This is a genomic window from Paenirhizobium selenitireducens ATCC BAA-1503 (genome assembly GCF_000518785.1).
GTDB classification, from domain to species: domain Bacteria; phylum Pseudomonadota; class Alphaproteobacteria; order Rhizobiales; family Rhizobiaceae; genus Allorhizobium; species Allorhizobium selenitireducens.
This window is the reverse complement of record NZ_JAEG01000009.1, coordinates 288582-314374: the sequence shown is the minus strand read 5'-3', so window position 1 is coordinate 314374 and position 25793 is coordinate 288582. Positions and strand designations below refer to the sequence as shown.

Sequence of the window (25793 nt, the reverse complement as noted above, 5' to 3'; positions counted from 1 at the left end):
CCAGAACGCCTTCATCGAAAGCTTCAATGGCAGACTGCGGGATGAGCTCCTGAACGAGACGCTCTTCTCGTCCTTGAACCAGGCCCGATCAACGCTCTCAACCTGGTGCAACGACTACAACGATCATCGACCACACTCCGGCCTCGGCTGGCTCACACCAGCCGAGTTTGCTCAGACCATCAACCCGCGACGTGATGCGGTACTGCGCAGCCGGAACGGCGCCGCACCGCAACCCGCCGCTACCGCCCCTAATACAGCAACACAAAACCGCCGGAGCGAACTCAAAACTGGATAAAACTTGGGGGCAAGGTCAGACAATACGCGCCCTGCGGACGTAGACGGCAGTGCCGAAGAAACGCGCCGCGCCACTGGTGAACACCTTGAACGGGTCGTCATCGACATTGCCCGGCTGATCGGACGACAGATGGCGCGGGAGGATCATGCGGCGTGGGTTGCGGCCAACGACAATGGTGACAACCGTTCGGGCAGAGACGAACCCGAGGCGGAATAGTCTCGCTTTGACTGTCGGCAAACGGCCTCAAACGACTTGCACCAAGCCGCCGCTTGCGCATACGATTCCGATCGAGGCGAAAACCTCCTTTGCTAGTCTGCGGGGAGTGGGCCAGGTCGAAGCCACTCCCTCAAGGCCCAAGCCGCTTTGCGGTGCCGCGTGCCGCGCCAGCCTTGACCGAGCGCCTTCGGCCCGGCGGTTGGCCGCGAAGCAGGAAAGGCGGGGTGCGGGCGCTGAAGACAGCACCCGCAATATCCACCGGCGACCGCGCAGCCGCCGTATGCATGAAACCGATGCGAGAGAAGGAAACATGCCGATGACCCGTGTTGCCCTTTATGCCCGATACTCCTCCGACAACCAGCGGGAAGCCTCGATTGAAGATCAGTTCCGCCTCTGCGACGAACATGCGCGGCGCGAAGGCTGGCAGGTGGCGGGCAGCTATCAGGATGCGGCGATTTCGGGTTCCAGCACCATTCTTCGCCATGGCATCCAGCAGGTGGTCAGAGATGCACAGCGCGGCCTGTTCACGGTGGTCATTGCCGAGGCTCTGGATCGCATCAGCCGCGATCAGGCGGATGTCGCCACACTCTACAAGCACCTGAAGTTTGCAGGCGTCACCATCGTAACCCTGGCCGAGGGTGAAATCTCCGAACTTCATGTCGGCCTCAAGGGCACGATGAATGCGCTGTTCCTCAAAGACCTCGCGATGAAGACGCATCGCGGCTTGCGGGGCAGGGTGGAGAAAGGCAAGGCAGGCGGCGGGCTCTGCTACGGCTACCGTGTACTCAAGCAATTCGACGGCAATGGCGAGCCGGTCCGGGGCGACCGTGAGATCATTGCCGAGGAAGCCGACATCATTCGCCGCATCTTCCGGGAGTTCGCCAGTGGCAAGAGCCCGAAGGCGATAGCGACGGATCTGAACAGTGAAGGCATTCCCGGCCCGCTTGGACGGGCATGGGGCGACACCAGCATTCGCGGCCATATCACGCGCGGCACCGGCATTCTTAACAACGAGCTTTATACCGGCGTTCTCGTCTGGAACCGTCAGCGGTTTATCAAGGACCCATCCACCGGTAAGCGGGTCTCGCGCCCCAGCCCGGAAAGCCAGTGGATCAGGACGGAAGTGCCGCATCTGAGAATGATCGAAGACGATCTCTGGCAGGCAGTCCGCAACCGGCAGAAGCAGATATCGGCGATCTTCGGCCCGAACCCGGCCAATACGCTCGAAGGGCGGATGAAGCGGCTGCATCTGACAGTCAGACCCGTGTCTCTGCTGACCGGCCTTCTCACCTGCGGATGCTGCGGCGGCAAGTTCGGTATCATCACGCCGGGCCGCTATGCGTGCCTCAACCATCACCGACGTGGCACCTGCGACAATGGTCGGTCCATCACCCGCGAGAAGATCGAGGCGCGGGTTCTGTTCGGCATCAAGGACAAGCTGGTATCGTCGCAAGCGGTCGCAGAGGCGGTGAAAGCCTATGCCGAGGAGATGAACCGGCTGAACCATGACCGCCGCGCGCAGGCTGCAATCGACCGGAAAAACCTCGCGAAGATCGAAAAAGCAATCGCCGGGATTATCTCCGCCATCGAGGATGGCATGTACCAGCCGTCGATGAAGGCGCGCATGGATGATCTTGAACGGCAGAAGACTGAGATCACCGCCCGCCTGTCACAGACCCCGGACGACATCCCGGATATCCACCCCAACGTCGCCAACCTTTACCGGCTGCGGGTGGAACGTCTGACGGAGGCGCTCGATGATCCAGATGGCGGCAGGCAGGCAGCTGAGGCGCTGCGCTCGCTGATCGGCGAGATCGTGCTGACCCCCGGCACCAAGCGCGATGAGGTTCATGCAGAGCTACGCGGCGAGCTGTTTGGCATTCTCGGCCTTGCCAATGCGGAAGCCGGAGGGCCGCAGAACAGCCCTTTTATGCCATTCGTTGAAGCGAGCCCCCGCAACCAACCATCCCTGCGATCCCGTAGCATCAAACGCTGCGGGATTTTTGCGTTTCTCGCCTTTAGATGTCCCCGATCGGTTCATGCGGTGTTCAAGAATTGCCCTCTCGTTGGAAACTCGGGCTTCCTCTTGCCAGAAGCGAAGGGCAGGATCGCCGCCAGATCGCCGCGCAGGACGATCACCAGTTCCCGCACCATCGAGCACGAGATCGATGCGGGTGACCAGCTTGCGGAGCTTGTCGTCCGCCGGCGTCCGCGTTTCTTCATTGCCCAACTGGTCGTGGAGAGTGACCTCAGCCTCCTCATCGTTCAACTCGCCACGATCGAACTGCGTCAGCCATAGCTGGATGAGGTTGGCCGATACGCCATACGTGCGCTGTGCGTCACGCCGTCCGATGATGCCGTTTCGGATATCCTGGCAAAGCTGCAACCTGAACGGCGTCGAATGCAGGCGATAGGGACCTCGGGGCTTGACGAGCCTTCTCCGATTGAGGCCCGCAGAGTGTATCAGTTTTTCCGTGTCCGGTGGTCCAGCCCGAAGGGTTCACGCAAACGCCGGGTCAACTCTCAATGGAGATCAACAGTCTGGCCTGTGCTCGTCCCAAGACGCATCGCCGCCGCAGCGAAGCTGCCTGTTTCGATGATTGCCGCGAACATGGGGTCACATTCAAGTCGGTCCAAGACAATCACCCTTTCCGTAAAGTCGATCGGTTGCCCGCGTCCTCAGGTCTCGCTTGCTCGCGCTCCAAAATTTGCGGCGACGAAATCCAGGAAACTTCTCAGTTTCGGTGTCAATCGTCGGTCCGGCGCATAGAGGACGTGCAAAGGCCGTGTCGGCACCTTGTAGTCTGGCAAAAGCTCCACGAGCTGACCGCCTTCAAGGTAGTCGCGGACAAGTTCCAATGGTTGCAACATGATCCCCAGGCCTTCCAGGGCTGCGCAAAGCAAAGGCTCGCCATGATCAGCCACAAGCCGGCTTGTGACGGATACGACGTCCCGTCCACCTGGGCCATCAAACGTCCAGTGGGTGCGCAGTTCCGTATGGGAAAATCCCAGGCATTCGTGACGTGTGAGGTCCTGCGGCGACCTTAAGGAGGGAGCCTTCGCCAGATAGTCTGGCGAGGCGCAAAGAACCAGCCGATAGGGCGAAAGCCGCCGTGCAATCAATCCGCTGTCCGAAAGCTCTCCGACACGGAACACGGCATCGTAGCCTTCGTCGATCAGGTCGACAGCGCGATTGGCCAGTGTCAGTTCGACCGACACCTCCGGGTACAGCTTCATGAATTTGGGCAATTGCGGGGAAAGGGTTCGCATGCCGAAGCTGACGGGAGCGTTGATGCGCAGGCGTCCGCCTGGAACGGCGCGCGTTTCTTCTGCCATGCTTTCTGCGGTCTCGACCTCTGCCAGGATGATCTTCGCTCGCTCGTAGAAGATCCGGCCGAAGTCGGTCAGGCTTTGGCGACGCGTCGAGCGGTGCAGCAGTTGGACGCCGAGGTGCTGCTCGAGTTTCTGGACATGTTTGCCGACAAGCTGGGACGACATCTGCATGACGTCGGCCGCGGCACTGAAGGATCCACATTCCACGGCTTTGACGAACACTTCCATTCCAGCCAAACGATCCATTTGAAATGCCTTGTTTCAAGTCATGCGATATTCGCGAGATTTATCTGATTTCGTTTCGGCGCCAAAGTGTCTTTCATCGACAACAGAGGATATGGAAATGAAAGTCGCAATCATTGGAACAGGAAACATGGGCTCGGGATTTGCCCGGGCATTCGCAGCAAATGGCATCGATGTCGTCATCGGTCACCGTGATCCGGCCAAGGCCGCAGCACTGGCAACCGAAACTGGCCCCAATGTTGAAGGCGGTGGTATTGCTGCGGCTGCAAAACTCGCAGACATCGTCTTGTTGGCACTGCCGTATCAAGCCGTCGCCCCCGTTCTGGCTGAAGCCGGAGATCTCGCAGGCAAGATCCTGATCGACATCACCAACCCGATCACCGCTGACTACAAGGAACTGCTGCTGGGTCATACCACTTCCGCGGCGGAAGAAATTCAGAAGCTTGCTACTGGCGCCCAGGTCATCAAGGCCTTCAACACGATTTTCGCTGGTCTGATCATGCCGGAGGCGCGCGAAGGCAAGACATTGCAGGTGTTCGTCGCAGGCGATGACGAGGCTGCGACCGCGACGGTGCGCGAGCTGGCGGAAAAGCTCTCGTTTGAGGCCATCAATGCCGGTCCGCTGAGCAACAGCCGCTTCCTCGAGCCAATCGGCGAGATGAACATCCACTTCGGCTTTTTCCTCGGGATGGGTCCGACCGTGGCGCCTGCCTGGGTTCGCGTTTGACACGAAGACGCATGACGGACGGCAGTTTCGCCGTCCGTCAATCCATGAGGTAATCAGCAGATCACTTAGGAGTCTGGCAAAGCGCGCCGATCCGGCTTGCTTTGCCAAAGGAAGGGAAACACGAGTTGATAAGCTCAATGTCATGGATCAATGGCAGGCTTCTTGCTCCGGATGGCCATTCGATGGGCGCTACAGACCCTTCGGTCGGTGATTTTGTGCTGTCGGGCGTTTCGCTTGAACGAAGCATCTATCAGGGCGTCCCGGCCTTCAAGATGACCATGCCATCGGAAGCAGTTCAGGATCCGCAAACGGAAAAGCTGACGGACCGCGACTTCATGGCATGGTTGCCGCTGGATCTCTCCGATGGCGCCATAGATGTCGAACTCGCCAGTGAGCTTGCGCCAGACGCGCCTGAGTATGCGCGAGGGTTCATTGGCCTGGCCTTCCGCATCGATGACGAGGGGCGTTTCGAAAGCATCTATCTGCGGCCGACGAACAGTGTCGCTGACGATCAGGTCCGCCGCAATCACAGTGTCCAGTACGTCGCCTATCCTGATTACCGGTTCGACAGGCTCAGGCGAGAATTTCCAGAAAAGTACGAGAGCTATGCCGAGCTGGACCTTGAACGCTGGATCCATATGAAGATCGTCGTTTCCGGAGAAAGGGCAGAACTCTATCTTGACGGCAATCAACGACCGGCTTTGATCGTCAGCGATCTGAAACTGGGATCCGACCAGCGTGGCGGTGTGGGCGTATGGCTGGAATCCGGGACGGTTGCCTATTTCCGGAACCTGAAGCTGACCCCTAAATTGTAAACAGGGGGGCGGGCTGAAACGGTAATGCTGCTGCAATCCGGCAAGCCCAGGCTCACTTGGTGAAATTCCATCAGGTGCAGTTCCCATGAAAGTCTACAGAACCATTATCAGGCTTCTTCTACGGTATCTCCACCCCATCATCGTTCTTGCTGTTCTCCTGGCCGGGCCCCTGAGCATCCTCCTGCTCAGGTGAAGAGAGTGATCGGACGCTCAGGCATCATTCGATGCCTGCGCACGCGGGCAAACAGAGACCGGCTTGTCACCAACAGAAAGACCAGCAGAAAGACCAGCAGATAGACCACGATTCCGAGGTCGATGCTGAGTTTCATGGGTTTCTGTGAGGTCGCGCGTCTCAGGATGACGGGTCTGGGGAAGGCTGCTCGACGTAGCCATCCCGCGTGCCCGAGTGTGCAGTCTCCTCGCCGTGATCGTCCGGCGCTTTCGGCATGAAGCGGGCCAGACGGCGCGTGATGCTATCAATGTACGACAGGATCATTGGCACGACGATCAAGGTCAGGACAGTGGAACTGATCAGCCCGCCGATGACGGCATGGGCCATTGGAGCACGCTGCGCGCCGCCGCCGGCCACCGCCATGCCGAGCGGTATCATCCCGAAGATCATCGCCAGCGTCGTCATGACGATCGGCCGGAAGCGGATGGCTCCTGCGCTGATCAATGCCTCATTCAGGGGGAGGCCACGCCGCCGTTCCTGGTTGGCAAAGTCCACCAGCAGGATACCGTTCTTGGTGACGAGGCCCATCAGCATGATGAAGCCGATCAGCGAGAACATGTTGATCGTGCTACCGGCGACCATGAGGCCGAGAAGCACGCCGACAAGCGACAGAGGCAGGGCCGCCATGACTGCGATCGGCTGCAGGAAGCTGCCGAACTGCGAGGCCAGCACGAGGTAGATGAAGATCACCGCCATAGCGAGCGCGGTCACCATATGCCCCATTGTTTCTTGCATGTTCTCCGATTCGCCGCCGAAACGGATGCGGTAGCCGTCGGGCAGATCGCGGCTGTCGATCAGCGTCTGCAACTCGCTGGTCACGTCGCCAAGCGTGCGGCCCGATACATCGGCGGACACCAGCACCTCACGGCGATTGTCCAGACGGCGGATTTCGGAAGCCGCCGGGAAGCTCCTGATATGGGCGACCTGATCGACTTGGACCAGGATCGGTGCTCCGTTCGCATCCGTTCGTCCGGTCGTCAGCATGAGCTCGCCGATCATGGCCGGATTGGCGCGCTGCCCGCTCGGCAGGCGCACAACGATATCGTGGGTTTCGCCGGTGGCATCGCTCCAGTTCGAGACCTCCTCGCCGCCGACCAGTGGAGAGAGCGAGGCGGCAAGATCGGATCTGGTCATGCCGAGATCACTTGCCGCCTCGCGCTTCAGGCGCACCGAAAGGATGGAGGTCACTTCCCTGGCGCTCGAATTCACATCCACCATGCCGGCTATCCTGCGCATGTCGTCGGCCAGATCCGAGGCGATCTTCTCGATGACCGCGCGGTCGTCTCCAAGGACGCTGAGCTGGATCGGGCTGTCGCCGCCGCCCAGCCCTTCCTGGACGATGGCGATCTCGATGCCCGGAATGACGGACAGCCGCTCGCGGATCGGGTTTGCCAGCATGAGCGGGGTTCGTTCACGTTCTTCCAGAGGCACGAGGCGCACCAGCACTGCGGCGCGGTGCTTGCTGACCGTCCCGCCCGTGTTGATGGTCGAATAGACCGTCTCGATCTCGGGGAATTCCCTGAGCGCATTTTCGACCTGTCGCACTTTCGCCGCGGTGTAGTCGAGGGAGGAGCCGACCGGTGCCGTCACGTTGATCTGGAACCGGCCCTCGTCGGCGCCGGGCACGAACTCCGCGCCGACCAGCGGCACCATGAACAGGCTGCTGATGAAGATGCCGACGGTTGCCAGAAGCGTCACGAGACGATGTCGCAACGTCCAGCCGATCACCTGCCGATACCGATCGGCCAGCCATTCGAAGCCCTGATCGAAGCGCACGATCAGACGCCCGATGCGTCCGCGTTTCGCATCCGGACGCGCATCGGGATCGTACCAGACGCTGGACAGCATCGGATCGAGGGTGAAGGCGACGAAGAGTGAGATGAGGACTGCGGCGGAAACCGTGACTCCGAATTCGTAGAAAAAGCGACCGACGATGCCGTCCATGAAGGCGACCGGCAGGAAGACCGCGGCGATAGTCAACGTCGTCGCGATCACCGCAAGCCCGATTTCATTGGTGCCGTCCAGCGCCGCCCGAAGGTGCGACTTGCCCATGTGAAGGTGCCGCGTGATGTTCTCCCGCACGACGATGGCGTCGTCCACCAGGATGCCGATCGACAATGTCAACGCCAGCAGGCTCATCGTGTTGAGCGTGAAGCCGAGGAAGCTGATAACCGCCAGCGTTCCGAGCATGGCGATCGGAAGCGTCAGGCCGGTGATCACGGTGCTGCGCCAGGAGTTGAGGAAGAGGAAGACGATGGCGACGGCAAGTGCTGCGCCTTCGATCAGCGTCGCTTGCACTTGGGCGACGGATTCCTGAATGTCTGTCGAGGCATCGGTGACGACGCGCAACTGCACGTTCTGGGACGCGAGTTCCGCGTTGAGCTGATCGAGACGTGCCCGAACGTCATCGACCACCTGCACCGTGTTGGCGTCCTGCACCTTTACAAGATCGATGGCGAGCGCCGTTTCACCATTGTATAGGGCTCGGCTTTCGGCGTCGGCTGCGCCGTCCGAGACGGTCGCGACGTCACCCAAGTAGACGGGGCCGCCGCCATGACGGGCGACAATCATGTCGAGCAGGTCTTCGGGCTGCTCGATCCGACCCTGCACCTGTATCGTGCGTTCGGAAAACGTGCTGATAACGCTCCCGGCAGGACTGTTCTGGTTCCCGGATTTCAGAACATTGATCACGTCGTTGATGCCGACTCCAAGTGCCCGCATCCGCGTATCGTCGATGGAGACGTCGATCTGGCGCGTCTGGCCGCCCACCAGCGACGCCTGGCCGACGCCCGAAATGGTGGTCAATTGGCGAAGGACGCGCTGGTCGGCAATCGTCGTCAGGGATGGGACGTCCAGCGACGTTGAACTGATGGCGATGGAGAGGATCGGTTGGTCGGACGGGTTGAACCGCGATATGATCGGCTTGCCGACATCGTCGGGAAAGTCGGCTTCAATGGCGGCGACCTTGTCGCGCACGTCCTGCGCCGCGACCGCACCCTGGACCTCCAGCTTGAACTTGGCCGTGACAACCGAACGCCCTTCATAGGAGGTTGATGTGATCTCATCCAGCCCGCTGATTGAGTTCAGCGCGTCCTCGACCGGGCGGGTGACCTCTGTCTCGACGGTTTCCGGTGTGGCGCCCGGATAGGTCGTCATCACCACGACGATCGGAACGTCGACATTGGGATACTGGTCCAGCCCAAGCCGCTGGAAGGAGAAGATGCCCATCACCAGCAGGGCCATCATCATCATGGTGGTGAAAACGGGATGGGTGACGGAGATGCGAGTGAGGAACATCTCAGCCGGCCTTGTTGAGGGTCACGGCAACATCGGGCTGCAGCTCTGGCAGGGGAGCGGTCACGATTGTATCGCCGTCCTTCAGGCCGTCGGCGATCTCGATCAGACTACCACCGTTCCAGTCCTGTCTCACGGTCACCGGCTGGCGCTGAAGATGGCCGTTGTGCAGCTTGAGCACATAGTCGCCTGCGCTGTCTTTGCGCAGCGATATGACCGGAACGACGAGCGCATCGTCTTTTTCTCGGACAAGGATCGAGCCGGTGGCGAACATTCCTCCCCAGAGCCGTCCGTCGCGATTGGAGAGCCGCAGATAGATCGGGACGAAGCGCGTGCCGCTTTCGGCAACCGGATTGATCCGCGCGACCGTCCCCTCGATCGTTTGTCCTTCCATGCCATCGATCGTCAGTTCGGCGGTCTGGCCTGCCGCAACGCGTGTAATGTCACGGGTGGAAACCAGGACCTTCGCTTCCAGGACGCTGGTATCGACGATGGTCAGCAACTCGGCATCCGCGCTGACGCGGGAGCCTGCCTCGACCGCGCGGCTTGCAACGACGCCGTCAAAAGGGGCCGTGACTTCCCCATCGCGAAGGGCGACGCGGGCGATATCGACTTGCGCAGAAAGGCTCTGGACCCTCGATGTGTTCGCGGTGACGTCGCTTTTGGCCTTTTCCAGTTGTTCTTTCGACGTGACGTTTTTGGCGGCAAGCTGCTCGGCCCGGCTCAGTGCCTGCGTGGCCAGCGTCAGCTCTGCCTCGGCGGCGTCGCGGTCGCTCTCGCGTTGCAGCAGTGTCGATCGAAGATCATCCGTCTCGAAGCGCAAAATGACGTCGCCAGCCCTGACCCTCTCTCCTTCGCGCACGGCGAGATTGAGGATCTTGCCTCCGGTCTTTGCCCGCATCACCACCCGGTTGACCGGCTGGAGCTCACCGCTCACACGCAGACGCTCGACCATCGAGACGGACTCGACACTCGTCACCTCGGCATGCGTCAGTTCGAACGGTTTGCTGATCCGGGCCGCAGATGCCACGATATCCTTTATCCGCTCGTTCGCATCGACCGTGCCACGGGTAGGATCGAGATACATGAAAGCAAGAATGCATCCGCCAAGGAGTATCCCTGCCTTGGCAATTTTCGCTGTCCAATTGAAGGCCATGACGCGCATCCTTCCCCATCGAGTTCAACACGGCCGCTTCGATGCGGCCTCGTCGCATATCTGGGCGACCGGTTGTTCTCATGGTTAGGTGCCGACAATTGCAGGAGCATTACCGGGCGCAATCATGCTGACCGCAATGCTGCCGCAACCTTGAAGGTGGAAAAGGCAGACATGAAAGGGGCGCTGGCCATGAGACTTCTGCTGATCGAAGACGAAAAGGAACTGGCAGATGCCCTGACGGCTGCTCTGGGCAAGCAGGGCATCGTCACCGACCACACGATGCGGCTCGCTGACGCCTGCGAGCTGACGCGCCAGAACACCTACGATGCCATTCTCCTCGACCGGAGGCTTCCTGATGGTGATGGGTTGACCTTCATCCCGAAGCTCAGGCGGGCAGGGGTCGACACTCCAGTCATCGTACTGACGGCTCGAAACGAGCCGATGGAGCGGATCGAGGGCCTCGACGGAGGTGCCGACGACTACCTCGGCAAGCCGTTCCTGGTCGAGGAACTGATGGCGCGCTTGCGCGCTTTGCTCAGGCGACCGGCCAACTTGGTCGAGCCTCAGATCATGGTCGGACGCATCGTGATCGATCCACTTCATCTGCACGTGACGGTCAATGCGGCGCCGTTCGATCTCCCCCGGCGTGAGCTTCTGGTGCTCTTGGCACTTGCCAAGCGCAAGGACAAGACCGTCCTGCGCTCCACGCTCGAAGCCGCCGTCTACAATTACGAAGAAGAAATCCAGTCGAATGCGCTCGACGCGCATATCTCCCGTTTGCGAAAGCGTTTGTCGGACGCCTCGGCTGGGGTGATGGTCCACAACATCCGCGGCGTCGGATACCTTCTGAGGGAAGAGTAAATGGATGCGCAAGACATCTCGGCCGGATCCCTTTGGTGGAAACTCAGTTGGCAGCTAAGCGTGGTCTTCGTCGCGGTTGTCGCTGTTGTGGTCACTGGCCTGTGCATCTATGGAGCCTTGATCCTGTCACCCAATGTGGGAATGCAGGACCGGCTCACCCACGCCCTTCAAAATTCACTTGCGCGCGATCAACAGGGGGGAATCAGGATTGTCGAAGGGTCGCAGCTGCGCGCATGGAGCACAGAGAGTGATCGTCTCTGGTTTGTTGTGGCGACAGCCGACCGAAAGACGGCATCCTATGGGGAGGTGCCCACTGCGTATGCAGATCTGGCACCCTATCTCCATCTCATAAAGGACGCGGACATACGCGGCTCTCTCGACACCAATGAGAGCGCCTCCATCGATGTCGTTGAAACACCGCTCGGGGAGGTCCGGGTGATGTATGGAGGCCATTCCAATAGGACTGACACGTTCCTGATGATGCTCAGGAAGACGTATCCAATCTATGTTCCGCTTCTGGTTATCGCATTACCCGCAATCTTTCTCGTTGTTCCGCGAATAGTGAGGCGCGCTCTCGCCGGTCTGAACTCCGTCGTTCGAAAGGCGCCGGACATCGATCCCCGCCGTTCCGGGTCACGGCTTCCGGTCAAGGACGTGCCCAAGGAAGTGGTTCCGCTGATCATTGCCTTCAACAGCATACTCGAACGGCTCGAGGAACAGTTCCAGGCAAGGCAGCGCTTCCTGATCGATGCGGCGCATGAACTGCGGACGCCGATTGCGATCATGCAGACCCGGATCGACGGGATGTCCGAAGGGGCGGAGCGTCGCAGACTGATGCAGGACGTGGCGCGGTTGGGCGAAACCGCCGAACAGCTTCTCGACTTCGAGCGCAACGATCAGGCGACCAACCCCCACGAGACTGTCGATCTCGTGGACATCACCCGCACGGTGGTCGCGGATCTCGCGCCGCTGGCCATCGCGGCAGGTTACGAGATTTCCTTTGACAGCGAGGTGGACAGGTTCGAGCGGGAGGGAAGCCCCTCCGCCCTGCCGCGAGCGATCAGCAACCTGGTGCGCAATGCCATCGATCACGGTGGAAATACCGGCACGATCTCCGTTTCCGTCTCCGCAGACGGCAGGATCGCGGTTTCCGACGAAGGGCCGGGGATAGCCGCAGAGCAGCGGGAGCAGGTCTTCGAGCCGTTCTATCGTGTCACACCGCGCAGCAAAGGCGCCGGGCTCGGCTTGAGCCTGGTCAAGCAGATCGTCGCCAATCATGACGGCCGGGTTACTATCGACAGCGCGGCGTCGGGAACCACTTTCACCATCCAGTTCTGATCTTGGAAGGTCTCAGTACGGCAGGCTTCCGACGGGCAGCCATGGCCCGGGCGACATTTCGTTGGCCGAAGGGGCCTATGTAATGCTGCCGCAATGCTTCGTGCCCACTGTCCAGCACATAGTGATCCGTGACAGAGGCCGAGCAATATGAGCAGCAAGAGACGACCTGAATCCAACATACCGTGTTTCCGGTGACCGGTGATGCGTAGATCGGTTCTTGCAGGGATGGGCCTGCCTCTTATCCTGCTCGCCTCTGGTTGTACGTCTGTTCCCTTGACGGAGGGTGGAACGTTGACCTCGTACAACCAGCTCAGTCCCGCCAAGGGCAAGTTCACGAAGTCACGGAGTTTCGTGGACGCCCAGGGACTGACGGCTGTCAGGACCGTCTCCATCCTGCCCACCACGTTCTCGACCAATGCCGCCTCGCGCATCAAGGCCGATCAGGATCGCTCTCTCGTTACGAACGCCCTGGACCGTGCTGTCTGCGTGGCGCTCAGCGACAAGTATCAACTGGTGCCGGCCGGTCAACCCGCGGACCTGACTGTGCGAGCCGTCGTCACCGATATCGTTCCGACCAACAAGGCCATTGCGGGCGTCTCGACGGCTGTCTCGCTTGGGAGCAGCCTTGCGCTTCCGGTCGGCATTCCGCGTCTTCCGGCCGGTCTAGGCGGTCTGGCGGTGGAAGCCGAGGCGATCGACAGTGCCGGCATGCAGCGAGCCGCGGTCGTCTGGTCGAAGGGTGCCAACTCCATCACCAACAATGCGCGCGTGTCCGAAGTCGGGGATGCCTACAGTCTGGCGGCGAATTTCGGGAAATACTTCTCCCGCATGCTCATGACCGGCAAGGAGCCGAAAGGTCTGGATCTTTCCCTGCCGTCGGGGCAGCGCATGCAATCCGCGCTCGGCGGCAAGCCCAAATATGCGGCCTGCGACACCTTCGGCAGGTCGCCGGGTCTGGCCGGCATCATCGCGGACAAGGTCGGCGCACCGCCGCAATGGACGGACAAGCAGCCGAAAGCTGCCGGGCAATAGTGAAGATGCACATCGGCAGCACAATGCAAGCCCCTTCACCCGGGTTGGCAGGGCCGTTCCGGGGGCAGGGAGACGCTGGACGTTGAAAGGCAGGCGCTGGATCTACATCGGGGCAATCGCGATTGCCGGTATCGCAGCCTACGTCCTGTGGACGCAGACCGGCGGCGCCGGTCTGCCTGCGGGCATAGCGAGCGGGAACGGCCGGATCGAGGCCGTGGAAATCGACATCTCCGCGAAGACGGCCGGACGACTGCAGGACATCCTTGTCTCGGAAGGTGCATTCGTGAAATCCGGCCAAACGGTCGCGCAGATGGATACGCTTCAGCTTGTCGCTCGAAAAAGGGAGGCCGAGGCCCAGCTTCGCCGCGCCAAGATCTCGATCGAAACCGCCAGGAGTGTTGTTGCCCAGCGGCGAGCCGAACGCGAATCCGCTGCAGCCGTCGTTGAACAGCGGCAAGCCGAACTCGATGCGGCCGAGAGCAGGCTGGCCCGGTCGGAACAACTCATCCGCGGCAATACGATCTCGCAGCAGGTCTTTGATGACGACAGGTCCGCGCAGCGTCGGACAAGAGCGACGCTGGCGGCCGCGCGGGCGTCACAAGCGGCATCCGAAGCGGGCATCGGTGCAGCGAACATGCAGGTCATCGATGCAGAGGCTTCAGTGGAAGCCGCAAAGGCGTCGATCGAAAGCCTTGAAGTCGACATCGCGGATGCGACACTCAAGGCGCCACGGGATGGGCGTATCCAGTATCGCGTCGCCCAGCCCGGCGAGGTGCTTTCGAGTGGCGGCCGCGTCGTCAACATGATCGACATCACAGATGTCTATATGACCTTCTTCTTAGCCACCGAGCAGGCGGGCCGGATCAGCATCGGATCGGAAGTCCGCCTTGTCATGGATGCGGTTCCGGGGCACGTGATCCCCGCGAAGGTCTCCTTCGTCGCGGATGTCGCGCAATTCACGCCGAAAACCGTGGAGACCGAGGAGGAGCGCCTGAAGCTGATGTTCCGGGTGCGCGCGCAGATCCCGCCCGATCTGCTTCAGCGCTATCTCGAAGACGTGAAGACCGGCCTGCCGGGAACGGCCTATGTCCGTGTCGACCCCGCCACACCTTGGCCCGCTCTTCTTGAAGGCAACCTGGTGCGATGAGTGGGACCGGCAATCCCATCGTCCGCTTGCAGGACCTCCGCCTGGTCTATGGAAAGACAACGGCGCTTGGCGATATCACGCTCGACATTCCGGCTGGCCGGATGGTCGGATTGATCGGACCGGACGGCGTGGGCAAGTCGAGCTTTTTGTCGCTGATCGCAGGCGCACGCGCCATGCAGGGAGGGACACTCGAGGTTCTTGGAGGAGACATGAGTTCCTCCTCCCATCGTCGGCGTATCTGCCCTCGCATTGCCTACATGCCGCAGGGGCTCGGCAAGAACCTCTACCATACGCTGTCGATCTTCGAGAATGTCGACTTTTTCGGCCGGCTGTTCGGCCAGGACCGCGAAGAACGCACGGCGCGCATTGCCGACCTGCTTGAGGCGACCGGACTTTCTCCGTTTCGCGACCGGCCCGCCGCCGAGCTTTCCGGCGGCATGAAGCAGAAACTTGGTCTTTGCTGCGCGCTCATTCACGATCCCGACCTCTTGATCCTGGACGAGCCCACCACCGGCGTCGATCCCCTGTCGCGGCGCCAGTTCTGGGAACTCATCGATCGCATTCGCGGTGAACGGCCAGGCATGAGCGTACTTGTCGCGACTGCTTACATGGAGGAGGCGGCCCGTTTCGACTGGCTGGTGGCGATGAACGCCGGGAGGATTCTTGCCACCGGCGCGCCCGCGGGGCTTCTGGAGCGGACCGGCACCGACAATCTCGACGCCGCCTTCATCGAACTCTTGCCGGAAGAAGACCGGCAGGGGCACCACAAGGTCACGATTGCGCCGATCCGGCTGGGCCATGACGGCTATGCCATCGAAGCCGAGCACCTGACGATGCGTTTCGGCGACTTCACGGCGGTCGACAGTGTGAGCTTCAGGATCCCGCGCGGCGAGATCTTCGGCTTCCTCGGCTCCAACGGTTGCGGCAAGACCACCACGATGAAGATGCTGACCGGGCTTCTCGCGGCCAGCGAAGGCACGGCAAAACTCTTCGGGCACCAGGTGGACCCCAACGACATGGGTGTTCGACAACGTGTCGGCTATATGAGCCAGTCTTTCTCGCTCTACGGCGAACTGACCGTTCGGCAAAATCTCGACCTGCACGCGCGCCTGTTCAAGCTGGATGAAGACGGCATTCCAGCCCGGATCAAAGATATGGCGGACAGGTTCGACCTCGGCGCCGTCATGGACGCGGTGCCCGATGCGCAGCCGCTTGGCATACGCCAGCGCCTTTCGCTCGCCGTCGCCGTGATCCATGCACCCGATATCCTCATTCTCGACGAGCCCACCTCCGGCGTCGATCCGATCGCACGCGACGGCTTCTGGCAGATCCTCGCCGATCTTTCACGCAAGGATGGCGTCACCATCTTCGTCTCGACCCACTTCATGAACGAGGCGGAACTCTGCGACCGTATCTCGCTCATGCACGCCGGAAAGGTTCTGGTCAGCGATACGCCGAAAGCCATCATCGGGAAGAAGGATGCGGCCAATCTGGAGGAAGCATTCATCGCCTATCTCGAAGAAGCAACCCACGAACATGCCAATCAGCCTGTGGCCGTCCCTCGGGCTGACAGGGCGGATGGAGCACACCCCACGGCCCCCTGCCGGGCTCCATCCGTCCACCGCTTCTTCGATCCTCGCCGCATGCTCAGCTATGCGCGACGCGAAACGCTAGAACTCGTGCGTGATCCCATCCGCGCCACCATGGCATTGCTCGGAAGCCTGATCCTCCTGTTCGTCATCGGCTTTGGCGTCAACATGGACGTGAAAGATCTCACATTCGCCGTCCTCGATCATGACGATTCCACCATCAGCCGTGCTTATGTCCTTGAGCTGGCCGGCTCGCGATACTTCATCGAAAAGCTGCCCATCACGGACTATCAGGACATGGATCGTCGCATGCGCGACGGCGAGATCAATCTGGCGCTGGAAATTCCCCCCGGCTTCGGCCGCGATGTGCTGCGCGGAAAGAACGTCCAGATCGGCGGCTGGATCGACGGATCGAATCCGAAACGCGCCGAAACCGTCAGCGGTTACCTCCGTGGAATGCATGGAACATGGCTTTCTGCAAAGGCCAGGGAGGTGCTGGGGCGGACGGCGACACAGCCCGATTTCAGCATCGAGGTGCGCTACCGCTACAACCCGGATGTGAAGAGCCTGGTCGCCATGGTGCCGGCAGTCATTCCGCTATTGCTCCTTCTCATCCCGTCGATGCTGGCGGCGCTCAGCGTCGTGCGTGAGAAGGAACTGGGCTCGATCACCAATCTCTATGTCACGCCCGTCACGAAGTTCGAATTCCTCGCCGGCAAGCAGCTTCCCTATATCGCGCTTGCCATGCTGAACTTCCTGTTGCTGACCATCTTCGCGGTGTTCGTGTTTCAGGTTCCGTTCACCGGCAGCTTCCCCGCTTTCGTCCTGGCCGCGCTTCTTTACGTGACGGCAACGACAGGCCTCGGTCTCGTCATCTCCGCCTTCATGAAGAACCAGATCGCGGCGATCTTTGCCACGGCGCTGATCACGCTGCTTCCCGCGACCCAGTATTCCGGCCTCACCGATCCGGTTTCCTCCCTCGAAGGGGCCGGTGCGGTGATCGCAAAACTCTATCCGACGACATATTTCATGACGGCCTCGCGTGGCGCCTTCTCGAAGGCCCTGGGGTTTGCGGAACTGTGGAATACGCTCCTTCCGCTGGCGGTTGCCGTGCCCGTTCTGCTCGCCACGGCGACGCTCCTTCTGAAGAAGCAGGAGAGGTAAGGATGTTGTCCGCGAACGTCCTGCAACTCGGCATCAAGGAACTTCGCGGCCTTCTGCGTGATCCGGTGATGATGGTCCTGATCGTCTTCGCCTTCACGGTTTCGGTCTACACCGCCGCCACATCGGCGCCCGAAACGCTCAACCGGGCGCCGATCGCCATCGTCGACGAGGACCAGTCGCCGCTTTCCGGCAGGATCATCACCTCCTTCTACGCGCCTTACTTCACACAGCCGCAGATGATCTCGATCGCCGAGATGGACAGGCGCATGGACGAGGGGCTCGACACCTTCGCGCTGGATGTACCGCCGAACTTCCAGCGCGATCTGCTGGCCGGTCGCTCACCGGTCATACAGCTCAACGTCGACGCGACCCGCATGACCCAGGCCTTCACGGGAAGCGGTTATGTCCAGAACATCGTCAGCGGCGAGGTCACAGAGTTCCTGCAAGGCTATCGGGCCGAAAGCGATCTCTCGATTGACCTGAGCGTTCGCGCCCGCTTCAATCCGGAGCTCGATGCCGGCTGGTTCAGCGCCGTGTCGGGCATCATCAACCACATCACCATGCTCTCGATCGTGCTTGCGGGCGCCGCGCTCATCCGCGAGCGTGAGCACGGGACGATCGAGCATCTTCTGGTCATGCCGGTCACGCCGCTGGAAATCATGGTCAGCAAGATCTGGTCCATGGGCCTTGTCGTGCTGATCGCCTCGTCGTTCTCGCTGGTGGTCATTGTGCAAGGCCTGCTCGCCATACCGCTTCAGGGCTCGCTGCTCCTGTTCTTGCTTGCCGCCATTCTCCAGCTCTTCGCCACGACATCGCTCGGCATCTTCCTTGCAACCGCGGCGGGCTCCATGCCGCAGTTCGGGCTGTTGCTCATGCTGGTCCTGCTGCCGCTCCAGGTCTTGTCCGGCGGCTCGACGCCGCTCGAAAGCATGCCGGGAGTGGTGCAATGGATCATGTTCGCCGCTCCGAACACGCACTTCATCATCCTTGCTCAAGCCGTCCTGTTTCGCGGGGCCGGTCTCGATGTCGTCTGGCCGCAGATCGTCATGCTGGTGGTGATCGGTGCGGCCCTGTTTGCGTTTTCGTTGAAAAGGTTCCGGGCGTTTCTCAAGTGACGGCCCTGCTGGCCCGTGGCATCCCGGCGAAACTGCAAAACCGTATGTAATGTTGCGGCAATCCTTCCCCGACAGTGTGTGCTTCATCCCGCCGAGGGGCTGGTCATGGCAACGCAACCGGGGAAATCTGATGAACACCGCCAGAATGTCTGATCATTGCGCTGTGGCCGCAGGTCTTCTGTCTGCAGCAGCCAACCCGAAACGTCTCTTGATCCTGCGCTCGCTGATCGAGCGCGAATATTCGGTGGGTGAACTCGCAACCCATGTCGGCCTTAGCCAGTCGGCCTTGTCGCAGCATCTTTCAAAGCTGCGCGGAAGGCAACTCGTCGAAGGCCGGCGTGAAGCACAGACGATCTATTATTCCAGTTCGTCGCCTTCCGTAAAACTGCTTCTCGCCGCGCTCGATGAGTTAGGCCCGAATTTCGGCAGGGGCAGTGTTGCGACAAAAGGGAAATCCCTTTGAACCCGTCCCAAAATCGACATGTCGTCCGCACGCTCGGTTCAGTCGGTCCAGCCCGCTGCAACCGTCATGACAGGGCGCGCGATGTGTTTTCCACAGACCACAACAGGAGTTATGAAGTGACCCATTGCAAAGCGCGCGCCTCCCGGACGCAACAGTGCAGACTTGATCGACAGGCCCTGCGCCTGGCAGCATTCACAACCGCGCTTGCCATTCTTCCGATGGCAGCCCTTGCAGCCGACCTCGAAACTTCCGATGCCGCGATCGTTCCTCCCCAGCCGTTCGATACCGCCCGATATGGCGATTTCCGCGACCGGCTGGCGGACTGGAAAGTGACCGTGGGCGCAGGCGCGATCTACATGCCGGAGTACGAAGGTTCGGACAAGTTCGACATCAATCCGTTCCCGATCTTCTCGGCGGAGTTTGGCGATCGCGTCAGCGTCGATATTACCGGAGTCACTGTCGATCTCTACGAGACAAACGGCTTCCGGGTCGGAATCAAGGGGGGCTACGAACTCGGCCGCAAGGAAGATGATTCCGACTATCTGCGTGGCCTGGGCGATATCGATGCCGGTGGCGTCATCGGCGGTATCGTCAGCTACGAGCGGGGTCCGTTCGAGGTGTACGGAAAGATCGACAAGACGATCGGCGGCAGTGACGGCCTGACCGGCACGGTCGGCACCAAGGCATCCTACCGATACGAGCGCTTCATTTTCTCGGCCGATGTCTCTGGCACCTGGGCCGACGACAAGCACATGGCGTCATATTTCGGCATAACTGCGGGCCAGTCAGCCGGATCGGGTCTCGCCCAATACGATGCCGAAGCGGGCGTGAAGCGCGTCGATCTCAAGGCCTCAATCACCTACATGGTGACCGAGAACTGGCTCGTCACTGGCTCGGCCGGAGCTGGCTTTCTATTGGGTGACGCAAAGGACAGTCCGCTCGTCAAGGATGATGTACAGCCGTTCGCCATGCTTGGAGTGGTGTACCGCTTCTAGGCTCAGGCCGTATTAACTAAGCTCCTTCCCAATTTGGCGTTGTTTTGATTCACTCATGGCAGGAGGATTTGCCATGAGTGATTTGTTCTTGCTGACGCCATCCCAGTTCAGCCGCATCCGGCCCTATTTCCCTCTGGCCCACGGCATCGAGCGCGTGGATGATCTGAGGGTCGTGAGCGGGATCATTTACGTTTTGAAACATGGACTTCAGTGGAAGGATGCGCCGAGAAAATACTGCCCGCACAAGACGCTCTATAACCGGTTCATCCGCCGGAGCAGGCTCGGCGTCTTCAACCGGATTTTCGAGGCGCTTGCGGGGAAAGCAGGCCAACCCGACAGGCTGATGATCGACGCCACCCATCTGAAAGCCCATCGCACCGCAGCCAGTCTGCTAAAAAAGGGGCTCTTTCCCGCTGTATCGGACGAACGAAAGGCGGTCTGAATTCCAAGCTGCACGCCGTCATGGATTGGGGCGGCCGTTGTTGTTTTTCCTCACCCAGGGCCAGGCCAGCGACTACCAGGGTGCCCGGCACCTGCTCGATCGCTTGCCTAAAGCCAGGGAATTGCTGGCAAGTCGTGGTTACGACGCCGACTGGTTTCGCAACAGATTGAAAGACAAGGATATTTCGCCCTGAATTCCACCACGCAAGAAGCGACGCAACCCGGCCGACTACGACAAAGTCTTCTATAGGCAACGATATCGTATCGAGAACATGTTCGGCAGGATCAAGGACTGGAGGCGCATCGCTACCAGATACGACCGATGCGCCCAAACCTTCCTATCCGCGATCCTCACCGCAGCGACTTGCTGATACTGGCTCGATTAATGAGTCCTGAGCCTAGAAATTCTCTTCGCGTCTTCATTGCATGGTGAGCCTAATTCTATTTTAGGAATTTTACGCTCGCGAGAATGTCGTCAGCAACGAGATGCTGGTGGCAGCGGTCAAACCGATCTGAAACATCGCCAGCGCATTTTTATTCAACCTGCCGTAGCAATAGTGGCAATTTGGTGAATCCTGGCAACAGCTTTCGATTTTGGGGGGAATGTTCCATAATTAAGCCTATCTCTCAACATTGCTTTGGAGAGGTTCGAGAGCCCCGCGCGGCTCTCGCCAGCGGGGCTTTCGGCTGTGTGCGGACTGTGTCCGTTCTTGGGCCATTCAGAAACGCGAATGCTATCTGAACGCATGCAATGTTGAATGATCGGGAGACAGGGAGCGAACCATTGGCCTGTCGGCTTGTGCCGTCGAGGTCGAAGCCGAAAAGGCTTGGCCAACGCCGATCAGAATAGGGCTTTCCAGACCGAGATCATCGACGGCGGCTCGCAATTGTCCGAGGGACCCGGCCCAGCGCTGTTCGTTGAAGCGGCTGATCGCCGAGACGACCACTGCGGGGGTCGAGGCGGGCATGCCGCTGTTGCGCAAAGTCTGCTCGATCCTGCCTGCCATGCGCCCACCCATGTAAAACACAGTCGTCTGGTTCGGGTCCGCGAGACCTTTCCAATCGAGCTTGTCCGGAAGCTCGCCATGCCTTGAATGCCCGGTCACAAAGCGGACCTGCTGGGCATGGTCGCGGTGCGTCAGGGAGACGCCGAGTGCGGCCGCCATGGCGATAGCTGCGGTAATGCCGGGCACCACGTCGACAGCAATACCCTCGCGCCGGAGCCGTTCGATCTCCTCGCCTGCGCGTCCGAATATCATCGGATCGCCTGACTTCAGCCGGACCACGTGCTTGCCGGCCCGGGCAAATTTCACCATCATCTCGTTGATGTCTTCCTGGTGACAGCTCGCCCGGCCACCCCTTTTTCCAACCAGCATGCGCTTGGCTTCACGGCGTGCCAGTTCAAGAACTTCGTCGGATACGAGATCGTCGAAGAGAATGACATCTGCAGCCTGCAAGGCGCGCATGGCCTTCAACGTCAGCAGTTCGGCATCGCCCGGCCCTGCGCCAACCAGAGTGACCCGACCGGTTGCCGGGGCGTCGCCAAGGATCGAGGCTTTCTTCAGGAAACCTGCGTGCTCTGTCTCGGTCGGGGGGCGTGTGGTGGAAAATGCAGAATCGACAAAGCCCTCCCAGAATCTGCGGCGCCGGGGGCCGGGAGTGAGTCTGATATTCACCTCCTCACGGATATTGTGTGCCAGGCGGGCCCAGTCCTTCAATGCGGGGGGCAAAAGCGTCTCGATCCGGCGGCGAATGGCCTGTGCCAGGATCGGGGCTGCGCCGTCTGTCGAGATGGCAACGATCACGGGCGACCGATTGACGATCGAGCCAAACTGAAACTGGCAATAGGCGGGCTTGTCAATCACGTTGACAGGCACGCCGGCGGCTTTGGCAGCGCAGGCAAAGGCATGCGCCTCCGCGTCGGTCTCGCAATCTGCAAGCGCCATCGAGGCCCCGGCAAAAATGCCGAGATGCCATTGATGTGCATGGAGAATGGCTGCGGGCGGTTTGGTCGTTTCCGGATCTTCGGCCTTGCGCAGCAGAGTTTGCATCGTGTCACCAAGCGCGTCTTCGGGGCAATAGACATGTACGATGGCACCGGCTGCCATCAAGAGTTCTGCTTTCCATGCGGCACCTTCGGATCCGCCTGCGACAACGACAGACTTGCCGGCGAGATCCCAGAAGAGGGGCAGTTTGGCGAGATCTGAAATGCGCTCGGAGCTGTCACTCCGCGGCGATGACGATGCTCGTGTCGATTGTTGTTGCATCGAGAATCCTCCTGATTTCCGGGCGGCAGGAGCCGCAATTGCTTCCGGCCCCCAGTTTTGTGCCGATCGCTTCAACGGTGACGCAGCCGCTCTTCGCGGCGGCTGCGATCTGATTGACGCCCACGCTGAAGCAGGAGCAGACGGTGGCACCAGGGTCCGGCCGGTCCCTAGCCGGACGACCGGCAACAAGCGCATTGCGTTGGTGGCTGTCTGGTTGGGACTGGCCCAACTGACCCACGAGCCAGTTGCGCGACACCGACACCGGTGTGCGGGCGACGAACAGGGCGCAAACCAGCCGGTTCTCGACAAAGAAGGCAAGCCTCGTATCGCCGCCATGATGATCGGCATAGCCGGACAGGGTGGCGTCTTGCGCGATGGAAAAGATACGCCGTGCCCAGGCTTCCCAGTCGCCTATTGGCTGGTCGAAGGCCAGTTCCATACGATATCCACCATCGGCCTTCGCCAGGGCCCAATAGCTGGCATCAAGCGCGTCAGGCTTTTGGGTATTCACAGCAAACGCGTGAGCGCTCGGAGCAAAACGTGTCATCGATACCGCGACATGTTTCAGGGCCGGCTGCCCCGAGACCGGATCGGTGAGGGGCGGGATCAGCGCATCGATGCGGGCAAGTGAGGCCGTTTCTTCCGTCCAGTGCATCGGCACGAAGATGGAGCCCGGGCTTTGCCGTTCCGACAAGAGCGCCCTCACGATCACCCTTGAACCGTTCTCGGCGCAAAGCTCAACGAGATCGGCATGGGTGACCTTGTGGATTGCGGCATCAAGCGGATGGATCTCGGCAAAGGGTTCGGCGATGTGGGCAGACAGGCGCGCACTTTTCCCGGTGCGCGTCATGGTGTGCCAATGGTCGCGGATCCGCCCGGTATTCAGCACCAGCGGAAACGCCGCGTCCGTGCGGTGCGGAATGCGGGCAGGCGTTGCAACGAAGCGGGCCTTGCCATCGCAATGATAGAAGCGACCTTCGGCGAAGAAGCGGGTATCGGCAGGCAACCGGCCTTCTGGCTGCGGCCACTGAAAGGGCACCATCGCATCATAGGCGCTTTGGTCGTCCTTGCCATGCGCGCCGATATCAAAATCCCGCTCGCCGCCATTCTCGAAGCCAGAAAGACGTGCGTGCTCGGCAAAGATCCCGGCAGCATTTTCGTAAGGAAAGGCTTTCGCGAACCCCATCCGCCGCGCCACTTCCGTCATCTGCCACCAGTCCGGCCGCGCCTTGCCGGGCGAGGCGAGGAAGGGCCGCTGGCGCGAAATGCGCCGTTCGGAATTGGTGACGGTGCCGGACTTCTCGCCCCAGCCGGTGGCCGGCAACAGCACATGGGCCAGGCGCGCCGTATCGGTGCGGCTTTCGATGTCGGAGACAACCACGAAGGGGCATTGGGCGATGGCCGCCCTCACCCGATCGGCGTCCGGCATGGAAACGACCGGATTGGTGGACATGATCCAGAGCGCCTTGATGCGCCCGTCGGCCACCGCTTCGAACATCTCGACCGCCTTCAATCCCGGCTTGTCGGCCATGCGCGGCGCGTTCCAGAAGCGTTGCACGCGCTCACGGTGATCGGGATTTTCCAGCGTCATATGCGCCGCCAGCATATTGGCAAGCCCGCCCACCTCACGCCCGCCCATGGCATTCGGCTGGCCGGTCAGTGAAAACGGCCCCATGCCGGGGCGCCCGATGCGAGCTGTCGCCAGGTGACAGTTGATGATCGCGTTCACCTTGTCTGACCCGCTGGATGACTGGTTGACCCCCTGGCTGTAACAGGTGACCACCTTTGTGGTCCTTGCAAAGAGCTCAAAAAACTGGCGGATCTGCCTGGCTGGCAGGCCAGTCGCTTCAATAAGATCGGCCATGGACAGATCAGCTGCCGCAAAGGCCTCGGCAAAGCCCCGGGTGTGGCTTGCGATATAGCTCTGGTCGATCACGCCCTCGTTGACCAGATGGGCGAGCAACCCGCTGAACAGGGCCACATCGCCATCCGGGCGGATGGAGAGATGCAGATCGCCAATGTCCGACGTTGCCGTGCGGCGCGGATCGATCACCACCACTTTCATACCGGGCCGGGCGAGCTTGGCAGCCGCGATGCGCTGGTAGAGGACCGGATGGCACCAGGCCATGTTGGAGCCGACAAGCACCACCAGATCGGCAAGCTCCAGATCCTCGTAGGTTCCGGGCACCGTATCAGCCCCGAAGGCACGACGATGGCCCGCGACCGAGGATGCCATGCAGAGGCGCGAATTGGTGTCGATATTGGCCGAGCCGATGAAGCCTTTCATCAGCTTGTTGGCAACGTAGTAGTCCTCGGTCAGCATCTGGCCGGAGACGTAGAAGGCGACGGCGTCGGGGCCGTGCTCGGCGATGGTGTCGGCAAAGCGGGTGGCGACCAGATCCAGCGCCTGATCCCAGCCGACCGGCTGCCCGGCGATTTCCGGGGCCAGCACGCGGCCGTCGAGATCGAGCGTTTCGGCGAGCGCTGAGCCCTTGGAGCACAGGCGGCCGAAATTGGACGGATGATCTGGGTCACCCTTGACGCTGACGTCACCATGATCATCGACCGTGGCAATCACGCCGCAGCCGACACCGCAATAGGGACAGGTGGTGCGGGTTTCAGTGGGCATTCGCAGTTCCCCCTATTTGTCTCTGCCTACCCTTGCTCCTCATCCGCCTACTCCGCCGCCATCATCAGGCTTTCGAGCGCGATCGACAGGTGGCCGCCCTCGTTGCGCACCGCGATGGTGCGGACTTCGCCCTCGTCGGCACCGAGCGCGCGGCCGGTTTCGAGCGAGATCACCCAGTTGTGCAGGGGGCAGGTCACGGCCTTGCCGTGCACGATGCCCTGGGAAAGCGGGCCGCCCTTGTGGGGGCAGTGGTCCTCGATGGCGAAGACCTCGTTGTCGCCCGTGCGGAACACGGCGATCTTGCCCTCCGGAGTCTTGACGCAGCGTGCGCCGCGAAGCGGGATTTCGTCGATATGACCGATGGCAATCCAGTTCATGGGTTTCGTTTCCTCAATTATTGTCCAACTTCGAAGCGCCGGCTGCCTCTTCTCCCCAGCGGGG

Annotated in this window: 20 protein-coding genes and 1 pseudogene; 13 read left to right on the top strand and 8 right to left on the bottom strand. The window is 60.9% G+C overall.

All coding sequences use genetic code 11. The features are described 5' to 3' along the window. The coding region (locus L867_RS26930; protein ID WP_156951569.1) for an integrase core domain-containing protein at positions 1–295 on the top strand (295 nt) is incomplete at its 5' end. Positions 296–310: 15 nt separating this feature from the next. On the opposite strand, the gene L867_RS28135 is transcribed toward L867_RS26930, so the two are convergent. Further along, positions 311–442 (bottom strand): hypothetical protein, encoded by a 132-nt coding sequence (locus L867_RS28135; RefSeq protein ID WP_269748267.1) that lies wholly within the window; start codon positions 440–442, stop codon positions 311–313. A 385-nt stretch (positions 443–827) separates the two neighbouring features. On the opposite strand from L867_RS28135, the gene L867_RS25355 reads away from it, so the two are divergent. Beyond that, entirely contained in the window at positions 828–2810 is a 1983-nt protein-coding gene (locus L867_RS25355) for a recombinase family protein (protein ID WP_232363936.1), read from the top strand. A 380-nt stretch (positions 2811–3190) separates the two neighbouring features. On the opposite strand, the gene L867_RS0114800 is transcribed toward L867_RS25355, so the two are convergent. After that, complete coding sequence (locus L867_RS0114800; protein WP_028737621.1) at positions 3191–4090, bottom strand: LysR family transcriptional regulator; 900 nt, start codon at positions 4088–4090, stop codon at positions 3191–3193. A 97-nt stretch (positions 4091–4187) separates the two neighbouring features. Here L867_RS0114800 and L867_RS0114795 point away from each other — a divergent pair, with 97 nt between their 5' ends. Continuing rightward, positions 4188–4814 carry an NADPH-dependent F420 reductase gene (locus tag L867_RS0114795; RefSeq protein WP_028737620.1) on the top strand — a complete coding sequence of 209 codons (627 nt, stop codon included), beginning with the start codon at positions 4188–4190 and terminating at the stop codon, positions 4812–4814. Between the two features lie 137 nt (positions 4815–4951). After that, complete coding sequence (locus tag L867_RS0114790) at positions 4952–5629, top strand: hypothetical protein (protein ID WP_037173456.1); 678 nt, start codon at positions 4952–4954, stop codon at positions 5627–5629. A 185-nt stretch (positions 5630–5814) separates the two neighbouring features. Here the strand turns inward: L867_RS0114790 and L867_RS27420 are convergent, their stop codons facing one another. Genes L867_RS27420 through L867_RS0114770 form a run of 3 tightly spaced genes read right to left on the bottom strand, consistent with a single transcriptional unit; the run spans position 5815 to position 10311 of the window. After that, positions 5815–5958: a hypothetical protein gene (locus tag L867_RS27420; RefSeq protein WP_156951568.1), complete on the bottom strand. Its 144-nt coding sequence runs from the start codon at positions 5956–5958 to the stop codon at positions 5815–5817. A gap of 23 nt (positions 5959–5981) precedes the next feature. Continuing rightward, entirely contained in the window at positions 5982–9158 is a 3177-nt protein-coding gene (locus L867_RS25350) for an efflux RND transporter permease subunit (RefSeq protein WP_051438996.1), read from the bottom strand. Position 9159: 1 nt separating this feature from the next. After that, positions 9160–10311 (bottom strand): efflux RND transporter periplasmic adaptor subunit, encoded by a 1152-nt coding sequence (locus tag L867_RS0114770; RefSeq protein ID WP_028737618.1) that lies wholly within the window; start codon positions 10309–10311, stop codon positions 9160–9162. A gap of 189 nt (positions 10312–10500) precedes the next feature. Between L867_RS0114770 and L867_RS0114765 the strand changes: the two genes are divergently transcribed. The 9 genes and pseudogenes from L867_RS0114765 to L867_RS26920 all read left to right on the top strand — a co-directional run bounded on the left by L867_RS0114765 (position 10501) and on the right by L867_RS26920 (position 20827). Continuing rightward, on the top strand, positions 10501–11172 hold the full coding sequence (locus L867_RS0114765; RefSeq protein WP_028737617.1) for a response regulator transcription factor: 672 nt from the start codon (positions 10501–10503) through the stop codon (positions 11170–11172). Continuing rightward, positions 11173–12510: a sensor histidine kinase gene (locus tag L867_RS0114760; RefSeq protein ID WP_028737616.1), complete on the top strand. Its 1338-nt coding sequence runs from the start codon at positions 11173–11175 to the stop codon at positions 12508–12510. Positions 12511–12711: 201 nt separating this feature from the next. Further along, positions 12712–13542 (top strand): DUF3313 domain-containing protein, encoded by an 831-nt coding sequence (locus L867_RS0114755; RefSeq protein ID WP_051438995.1) that lies wholly within the window; start codon positions 12712–12714, stop codon positions 13540–13542. An 82-nt stretch (positions 13543–13624) separates the two neighbouring features. Further along, positions 13625–14689 carry an HlyD family secretion protein gene (locus L867_RS0114750; RefSeq protein ID WP_037173452.1) on the top strand — a complete coding sequence of 355 codons (1065 nt, stop codon included), beginning with the start codon at positions 13625–13627 and terminating at the stop codon, positions 14687–14689. After that, the gene (rbbA, locus tag L867_RS0114745; RefSeq protein ID WP_028737613.1) at positions 14686–17442 is read left to right on the top strand and encodes a ribosome-associated ATPase/putative transporter RbbA; all 2757 of its coding nucleotides are present in this window, start codon (positions 14686–14688) and stop codon (positions 17440–17442) included. The genes L867_RS0114750 and rbbA overlap by 4 nt, the downstream gene beginning before the upstream one ends. Positions 17443–17444: 2 nt before the next feature. Beyond that, a complete protein-coding gene (locus tag L867_RS0114740) occupies positions 17445–18557 on the top strand; it encodes an ABC transporter permease (protein WP_028737612.1) in 1113 nt (370 codons plus the stop codon). 130 nt (positions 18558–18687) lie between these two features. After that, positions 18688–19020, top strand: coding sequence for an ArsR/SmtB family transcription factor (locus L867_RS0114735; protein WP_028737611.1), 333 nt, complete (start codon positions 18688–18690; stop codon positions 19018–19020). Positions 19021–19196: 176 nt separating this feature from the next. After that, positions 19197–20015 (top strand): MipA/OmpV family protein, encoded by an 819-nt coding sequence (locus L867_RS0114730; RefSeq protein WP_051439001.1) that lies wholly within the window; start codon positions 19197–19199, stop codon positions 20013–20015. A 73-nt stretch (positions 20016–20088) separates the two neighbouring features. Then, positions 20089–20827: pseudogene (locus L867_RS26920) on the top strand (IS5 family transposase). 363 nt (positions 20828–21190) lie between these two features. Here L867_RS26920 and cysG read toward each other — a convergent pair. Genes cysG through nirD form a run of 3 tightly spaced genes read right to left on the bottom strand, consistent with a single transcriptional unit; the run spans position 21191 to position 25729 of the window. Beyond that, the gene (gene cysG, locus L867_RS25340) at positions 21191–22723 is read right to left on the bottom strand and encodes a siroheme synthase CysG (RefSeq protein ID WP_051438994.1); all 1533 of its coding nucleotides are present in this window, start codon (positions 22721–22723) and stop codon (positions 21191–21193) included. Continuing rightward, positions 22680–25352, bottom strand: a complete 2673-nt coding sequence (locus tag L867_RS0114710; RefSeq protein ID WP_028737608.1) for a nitrate reductase — start codon at positions 25350–25352, stop codon at positions 22680–22682. Before L867_RS0114710 ends, cysG begins: the two co-directional genes overlap by 44 nt. A gap of 47 nt (positions 25353–25399) precedes the next feature. After that, a complete protein-coding gene (gene nirD, locus L867_RS0114705; RefSeq protein ID WP_028737607.1) occupies positions 25400–25729 on the bottom strand; it encodes a nitrite reductase small subunit NirD in 330 nt (109 codons plus the stop codon). Positions 25730–25793: the final 64 nt, after the last annotated feature.